This is a genomic window from Sphingomonas sp. (assembly GCF_042091075.1).
Classification (GTDB): domain Bacteria; phylum Pseudomonadota; class Alphaproteobacteria; order Sphingomonadales; family Sphingomonadaceae; genus Sphingomonas.
The window spans coordinates 1-7,632 of sequence record NZ_JBELIE010000153.1; the positions used below are offsets into that span (position 1 = coordinate 1).

The 7,632-nt window shown below is 66.4% G+C and carries 7 protein-coding genes; all 7 read left to right on the top strand.

Annotated features, from left to right (window positions below; all coding sequences use genetic code 11):
- Nucleotides 1-979: FumA C-terminus/TtdB family hydratase beta subunit (locus tag ACFDSW_RS13470; RefSeq protein ID WP_375250796.1), on the top strand; the 979-nt coding region annotated here is incomplete at its 5' end.
- Between the two features lie 94 nt (nucleotides 980-1,073).
- A complete protein-coding gene (locus ACFDSW_RS13475; RefSeq protein ID WP_375250797.1) occupies nucleotides 1,074-2,351 on the top strand; it encodes an ATP-binding protein in 1,278 nt (425 codons plus the stop codon).
- Nucleotides 2,351-2,881, top strand: coding sequence for a response regulator transcription factor (locus ACFDSW_RS13480; RefSeq protein WP_375250798.1), 531 nt, complete (start codon nucleotides 2,351-2,353; stop codon nucleotides 2,879-2,881). The genes ACFDSW_RS13475 and ACFDSW_RS13480 overlap by 1 nt, the downstream gene beginning before the upstream one ends.
- A gap of 150 nt (nucleotides 2,882-3,031) precedes the next feature.
- Nucleotides 3,032-3,514, top strand: a complete 483-nt coding sequence (locus ACFDSW_RS13485) for a PilZ domain-containing protein (RefSeq protein WP_375250799.1) — start codon at nucleotides 3,032-3,034, stop codon at nucleotides 3,512-3,514.
- A 136-nt stretch (nucleotides 3,515-3,650) separates the two neighbouring features.
- A complete protein-coding gene (locus ACFDSW_RS13490) occupies nucleotides 3,651-5,048 on the top strand; it encodes a M20/M25/M40 family metallo-hydrolase (RefSeq protein ID WP_375250800.1) in 1,398 nt (465 codons plus the stop codon).
- Nucleotides 5,049-5,181: 133 nt separating this feature from the next.
- Nucleotides 5,182-6,975 carry an SLC13 family permease gene (locus ACFDSW_RS13495; RefSeq protein ID WP_375250801.1) on the top strand — a complete coding sequence of 598 codons (1,794 nt, stop codon included), beginning with the start codon at nucleotides 5,182-5,184 and terminating at the stop codon, nucleotides 6,973-6,975.
- Nucleotides 6,976-7,063: 88 nt separating this feature from the next.
- Nucleotides 7,064-7,555, top strand: coding sequence for a DUF4142 domain-containing protein (locus ACFDSW_RS13500; protein WP_375250802.1), 492 nt, complete (start codon nucleotides 7,064-7,066; stop codon nucleotides 7,553-7,555).
- The last annotated feature ends 77 nt before the right edge of the window (nucleotides 7,556-7,632 follow it).

Consider the following 7,632-nt stretch of genomic DNA (forward strand, 5'->3'; position numbering starts at 1 on the left):
CGCGGGCTGGTGCCCGCCGGGCATGCTGGGCATCGGCATCGGCGGCACCGCGGAGAAAGCCGTGCTGCTCGCCAAGGAAAGCCTGATGGGCCAGATCGACATGGCGCAGCTGAAGGCGCGCGGGCCGAAGAACGATCTGGAGGCGCTGCGGATCGAGATATTCGACAAGGTCAACGCGCTCGGGATCGGGGCGCAGGGGCTGGGCGGGCTCGCCACGATCCTCGACGTCAAGATCATGGACTGGCCGACGCATGCCGCGTCGAAGCCGGTGGCGATGATCCCCAATTGCGCCGCCACCCGCCACGCCCATTTCACGCTCGACGGATCGGGCCCGGTGTTTCTGGAGGCACCGAAGCTGGAGGAATGGCCCGACGTCAACTGGACGCCTGACAAGGCGGCGATCCGCGTCGACCTCGACGCGCTGACGCCGGAAGTGGTGCAGTCGTGGAAACAGGGCGACCGGCTGCTGCTCAACGGCAAGATGCTGACCGGGCGCGACGCCGCGCACAAGCGGATCGCCGACATGCTGGCCAAGGGCGAGGAACTGCCGGTCGAGTTCAGGGGCCGCGTGATCTATTATGTCGGCCCGGTCGATCCGGTCGGTGAGGAAGTGGTCGGCCCCGCCGGCCCCACCACCGCGACACGCATGGACAAGTTCACGCGCATGATGCTGGAACAGGGCCTGCTCGCGATGGTCGGCAAAGCCGAGCGCGGACCGGCGGCGACCGAGGCGATCCGCGACCACAAAAGCGCGTATCTGATGGCGGTCGGGGGCGCGGCCTATCTGGTCGCGCGCGCGATCCGCGGCAGCCGGATCGTCGGGTTCGCGGATCTCGGCATGGAGGCGATCTACGAATTCGAGGTGAAGGATTTTCCCGTCACCGTCGCGGTCGATTCCGAAGGCCAGAATGTCCACCAGCTCGCGCCGCTGGTATGGAAGGAAAAGATCGCCAGGGAAGGACTGCTCGTCGGCGCCTGAACCGCGCCATTTGGCGGCGCGCGTCGGCGATCTTCCCCCCGGGCATCACCGCGCCTTATGGGCTTTCGCCACGCCGCGCTCTACATCACCCCTCATGTGGCCGCCGCTCCACCTAGCCGAGACCGAGGACGCGACCGGGCGGAACGTGCAATTGTTGTCGCTGCTCCGCTGGCTGGCGGTTGGCGGGCAGCTTGCGACGATCCTGACAGTGCATTTCGTCATCGGTATCCATCTGCCGCTGGCGCCGATGCTGGGTGCGCTCGCCGCGCTGGTAGCACTGAACATGATCGTGCTCGCCTGGCCGCACGTGGGCGCGGTGCATCAGTTTGCGATGCTGCTGATCGATGTCGCCTGCCTGACCATCCAGCTGTACCTTAGCGGCGGCGTCAGCAATCCATTCGTGACGCTGTATCTGTTGCAGGTGGTGGTCGCGGCGGTGTTGCTGCCGGCCTGGTCCAGCTGGGCGCTGGTGGCGCTCACCAGCGCGCTGGTCGCATGGCTTGCATGGGCGGCGCCGCCGTTCGCGCTGCCGATCGAATGGGCGTCGCGGCTGTCGACGCCTTATATCGCCGGCAGCTGGTTCAACCTGACGTTGGCGGCGTCGCTGCTGGTCTTATTCGTCACGCGGATGGTGCGCAATCTGTCGCAGCATGATGCGCGGCTCGCGGCACTGCGGCAGCGCGCGGCGGAGGAGGAGCATATCGTCCGGATGGGCCTGCTCGCCAGCGGCGCGGCGCATGAGCTGGGCACGCCGCTCAGCTCGATCGCGGTGATGCTGGGCGATTGGCGCCACGACGCCGAAATATCCTCACATCCCGCGCTTCGCGCCGACCTTGAGGACATGATGGCCGAGGTGGCGCGCTGCAAGGATATCCTGTCGCAGATCCTGCTGGCGTCCGGCGAGGTGCGTGGCCACGCGCCGGTGCGGACGTCGCTGCGCACGTTCCTGTCCGGGATCGTCGACGTCTGGCGGGAGAAATCGGGAATCGAGGCAAGCTACGATCATCTGCCGCCGACCGATCCGCGGATCGTTGCCGACAAGGCGCTGGCGCAGACGATCACCAATTTGTTCGACAATGCGGCGGAGGCGGGGGCGTCGTCGATCGCGCTGGTCGCCGCGCTGGATGGCGACCGACTGGTGCTGTCCGTGCGTGACGACGGTCGCGGCTTCGCGCCCGATATCCTGGATGGGATCGGCAAGCCCTATGTCAGCACCAAGTCGCGACGCGGGGCCGGGCTGGGGCTGTTCCTCGCCACCAATGTGCTGCGCACGCTGGGCGGATCGCTGACCGCGCGGAACCGCACCGCCGGCGGAGGGGAGGTGATGCTGGTCCTGCCGCTCGAGGCGGTGTCAATCGCGGAGGAGCTGTGATGGATTCGAAGCGGTTGATCATCATCGAGGACGATGCGGTGTTCGCGCGCACGCTGGCGCGGTCGTTCGAACGGCGCGGCTATCGCGTCGCGGCGATCCACGGGCCCGCCGAGCTGGATGAGACGATCGCCGCGCTGCGGCCGGATCATGCGGTGGTCGACCTGCGGCTGGGGCATGCGTCGGGGCTGACCTGCGTCGAGCGGCTGCACGCGGCCGATCCCGCGATGCGGATCGTGGTGCTGACTGGCTTTGCCAGCATCGCCACCGCGGTCGAGGCGGTAAAGCTGGGCGCCACCAACTACCTGAGCAAACCCGCCAATTCCGACGATATCGAGGCGGCGTTCCAGGCCACCACCGAGGGGGATGCGAGTGTCGAGCTGGTCTCGTCCACCACCTCCCTGCGCACCCTGGAAATGGAACATATCCATCAAACGCTGGCGGATTGCGGGTTCAACGTCTCCGAAGCGGCGCGCCGGTTGGGCATGCATCGCCGGACGCTCGCGCGGAAGCTGGGCAAACGCCATCTGTGACCCATCGGCACCTTGTGGATTATAACAAACAAAAGCGCTCGAAGACTGCGGCGTTCTGCGCTAGATGAACGGGTGATGACGGTGTTTACCCGCTATCAACCCTAAGGAGCGTAAGCGTTGTCGGAGAAGCGACGCGAAAAGGACCAACGGATGGCATGGGTTGCCCAACTCTACAGTGACGACGTCCGTGGGGCGGAACGTCGCTCGGTCGAGATTGACGGCACGCTTCGTGGTCCCGCGCGGACTCCGCACGACGTGCTGGTTACCGACCTGTCGGCATCGGGCTTCCGCATCCCTGCGGCGGTGGCGCTGCCGGTCGGATCGCAGGTCACACTGGGGCTCAGTGGGGTCGGGGCGCGGGCGGCGCGAGTCGTCCGAGTGACTGACGGCGGCGAACTGGGCTGCGAGTTCGTCTCGCCCCTGTCGCCGCAGGAACTTAGCCTCGCACTGGCGGGGCGGCAGGCGCTCATTCCATTCCCGATCGCCTATGATCCGATCGCGAGCGACGATCTGTACGCTGACGAACTGCCCGAGGTGACCCGTTTTCCGGGGCCGGTGCGGGTAGCGATCCTGATTGGCGGCGGAATTCTCGCCTGGGCGGCAACGATCGTGCTGGCGGTGGTTCTGTTTTAATCGGACGGTCGCCCTTTCGGCCAGGTTCCACAACCTCTTATTTCTAACCGACAATAACAGGGCAGGGCGCGCGCCGCGCTTGCCTTGTGGTGGCCAGTCGATACGCTCCTCTCCGACTATCGAAGGGGATCGGACGATGCGACAGGCGGGCTTGCGAATGATGGCGGCGGGCACGCTGATGGCGCTTCTGCCGCTGCCGGCGATCGCCGCGCCGGCGAGCGGCGCCGCCGAAGCGCAGGCGCTGGACGTCGCGAAGCGCGCGATCGCCTTTCGCAGCGTGGCGGGCCCCGGCAATCAGACGCCGCAACTCGCCGCCTATCTCACCTCGGTGCTGGTCGCCGGCGGTTTCGCGCGGGACGAAGTGACGATCACGCCGGTCGACGATACCGCGTATCTGATCGCCCGCTGGCCGGGTAGCGATCGTACCGCGAAGCCACTGGTGGTGTCTGGTCACATCGACGTGGTGGAGGCCAAGGCCGCCGATTGGCAACGTGATCCGTTCACGCCGGTGGTGGAGAACGGCTTTCTCTACGGGCGTGGCGCGACCGATATGAAGTTCGATGCCGCGATCGCGATGGCGGCGTTGATCGACATGAAGCGCGCCGGCTATCGCCCGCGTCGTGACATCGTGCTGGCATTTTCCGGCGACGAGGAAACGCGCATGAAGACAAGCGCGATGATCGCCGACCAGCTGAAGAATGCCGAGATGGTCATCAATATCGATGGCGGCGGCGGTCGGCTGGGCGAGGACGGGCGCCCGCAATTCTTCACCTGGAACGGGGCGGAGAAGACCTATGCCGATTTCGAACTGACCGTCACCAACCCGGGCGGTCACTCCTCGGCGCCACGGCCCCAGAATGCGATCAACCAATTGTCCGCCGCACTGGTGCGGATCGGCAATTACCGCTTCCCGCCGCAACTGTCCGACCTGACGAAAACCTTCTTCGTCGAGGCCGCCAAGCAGAAGAGCGGCGCGCTTGCGGCCGCGATGCGTGCCTTCGCCGCCAATCCGCGGGACGAGAAGGCGATAGCGGTGCTGGCGGCTGATCCGGCCTATGTGGGGCAGATCGGCACCACCTGTGTCGCGACGATGGTATCGGGTGGCCACGCGCTGAACGCGCTGCCGCAGCGCGCGACCGCCAATATCAACTGCCGCATCTTTCCGGGGGTGAAACCCGCCGACGTGATGGCGACGCTGCAGCAGGTGGCTGCCGAGCCGGGTATGACGATCCGCGACGTGACCGAGGGGTCGGTCGCCAATGACGCCTCGCCGCTGCGGCCGGATTTCGTCGCTGCGGTCACCAAGGCGATGGCCGCGACGCGCCCCGGCGTGCCGGTCTTTCCCAGCATGTCGGCGGGAGCGAGCGACAGCATGTGGTTTCGCTATCACCACGTGCCCAGCTACGGTGCCAGCCCGATGTTCATCAAGGAATCGGACGAATTCAGCCACGGCCTGAACGAGCGCACGCCGATCGACAATATCGCGCCGGGAATCGCCTATTACCGCTCGCTGTTCACGGATCTGTCGCGATAGGCACCGACGCCTGCGGCCGGGCCCCATTCCCGGTCCCCAGGCGTGACCGAACGTCATCAAACCGGATGATCCGCGTCAATCCGGGGGATCCGCGCGGAACCGCCGCCCGGCCCGCGCGGTTGACATCAGGCTGATGACCACGCCGCAAATCCTCTCGATCGTCACCCTGATCGGGATGATGGCGCTCTTCATCTGGGGTCGTTTCCGCTACGATCTGGTCGCGATCATCGCCCTGCTGGCCAGTCTGGCGCTTGGCATCGTCGCGCCCGAAGCCGCATTCAAGGGCTTTTCCGATGACATCGTCATCATCGTCGGGTCCGCGCTGGTGATCTCGGCGGCGGTGCAGCGCTCCGGCGTGGTCGAGCGTGCGTTGCGCAGCGTGTCGCGCCGCGTGACCTCGGTACGATCGCAGCTGCTGGTGCTGACCGGATCGGTCGGCGTCGCCTCGGCGCTGGTCAAGAATATCGGCGCACTGGCGATGCTGATGCCCGCTGCTTTCCAGATGGCGAAGAAGAATGACGCCAGCCCGTCGGTGTTCCTGATGCCGATGTCGTTCGCGTCGTTGCTTGGCGGATTGATGACGCTGGTCGGCACATCGCCCAATATTATCGTCAGCCGTTCGCGCGAGCAGATGACCGGCGAGCCGTTCGGCATGTTCGACTATACCCCGGTGGGGCTGGGGCTGCTGGTGATCGGCCTGATTTACCTTCGCTTCGCCTATCGCCTGATCCCGCGCGACCGACGGGCCGCGCCGACCATGGCGGAAGCGCTGGATATCACCGGCTATATCACCGAGGTGATCGTGCCCGAGGGGTCGCCCGCGGTCGACGAGGAGGTGACCGCCTTCCTGGACCGGCACGATCACGAAGTGACGATCACCCGCATGGTCCGCGCCGGCATGCGCAGTGTACCTGACGAAACGACCGTGCTGCGTGAGGGCGATACGCTGATCCTGGGCGGAGAGCCCGACGCCTTGGAGCGCGTCATCGCCGGCGATCGGCTGACGCTGGAAGGCGAGCATCGCGAGAAGGCGCAGGAGAAGAAGGACAAGAAGGATCGCCCGGATCGCGAAGTAGGCGTGATCGAGGCGGTCATCAACGTAGGGTCGCATCTGGAGGGGCAAACCGCCGGGCGGCTCGATTTGCAGGCGCGTTTTGGCGTCAACCTGATCGCGATCTCGCGGCGGGGCGAGCGACTGTCGCGCCGGTTGGCCAATATCGATCTTCGCGCCGGGGACGTCGTCGTCCTGCAGGGCGCGCTGGACACACTGCCCGAAAAGCTGCGCGTGCTGGGCTGCCTGCCGCTGGCCGAGCGCGACCTGCGGCTGGGATCGAACCGCCGCAGCCTGTTGCCGGTGGCCATCCTCAGCATCGCGATGCTTGCCACCGCGCTGGGGCTGGTGCCGGTGGCGGTCGCCTTCTTCGCGGCGGCGGGGATGATGATTGCGCTCGGCGCGCTGCCGATCCGCGAGGCGTATAATCACATCGAATGGCCGATCCTGATCATGCTCGGCGCGCTGATCCCGGTATCGGATTCGTTGCGCACCACCGGCGCGTCGGATGTGATCGCGACTTGGCTGGCGTCGGTCGCCGCGACGCTGCCGCCATGGGGCGCGGTGGCGCTGATCCTGGCGGCGGCGATGGCGGTGACGCCGTTCCTCAACAATGCCGCGACCGTGCTGGTTATGGCGCCGATCGCGGCGCAGTTCGCCGGTGATCTTGGTTACCGACCGGAGGCGTTCCTGATGGCCACCGCGGTCGGCGCGGGGTGCGATTTCCTCACGCCGATCGGGCACCAGTGCAACACGTTGGTGCTGGGGCCGGGCGGCTATCGCTTCGGCGATTATGCGCGGCTGGGTGCGCCATTGTCGCTGATCGTCCTGGCGCTGGGAACGCCGCTGATCCTGTTTGTCTGGCCGGTTACCTGACCAACCTCGATCAACCCAGGCTAAATATCTGGAACAACGCTGGTTTCTCTCTGTTCATCGGACAGTTCCTGATGATGGGAGAAAGAGGATGCGGACGTTGTTTCCCCTGATGGGTCTTGCCACGATCACGCTGGTCGGCATTGCTCCGGCGCTCGCGCAGACGATGACCGCCTCGCAATATGTCGCCGAGGCGGGCGCCGGCGATCTCTACGAGCGGGAATCGAGCCAGATCGTGCTGCAATCGACCGGCAACCCGAAGCTGCGTTCGTTCGCGCAGGAGATGCTGCGCGACCATGCGAAGAGCACCGCGCAGGTGAAGGCGGCCGCCCTGCGCGCCGGTGTGCGCGTCGCTCCGGCAAAACTGACACCGCCGCAGGCGCAGATGATCGCGCAGCTGCGCGCCGCAAAGGGCGCCGCGCGCGACAGCGAATATGTGGCGCAGCAAAAGCGCGCGCATCAGCAGGCGCTGGCGCTCCATCAACGCTATGCCAGCGACGGCACCGCCGCGCCGCTGAAAACCGTCGCCACGACTGTGGCGCCGGTAGTGCAGCATCATATCGATACGCTGAGCGCGATGTAAGGCAAGGTGTGGCGGCGGGGCGGGATATCGCCCCGCCGCCGCCCCCGTCAGGCCGGCGCGCCGACCACCGGTTTCAC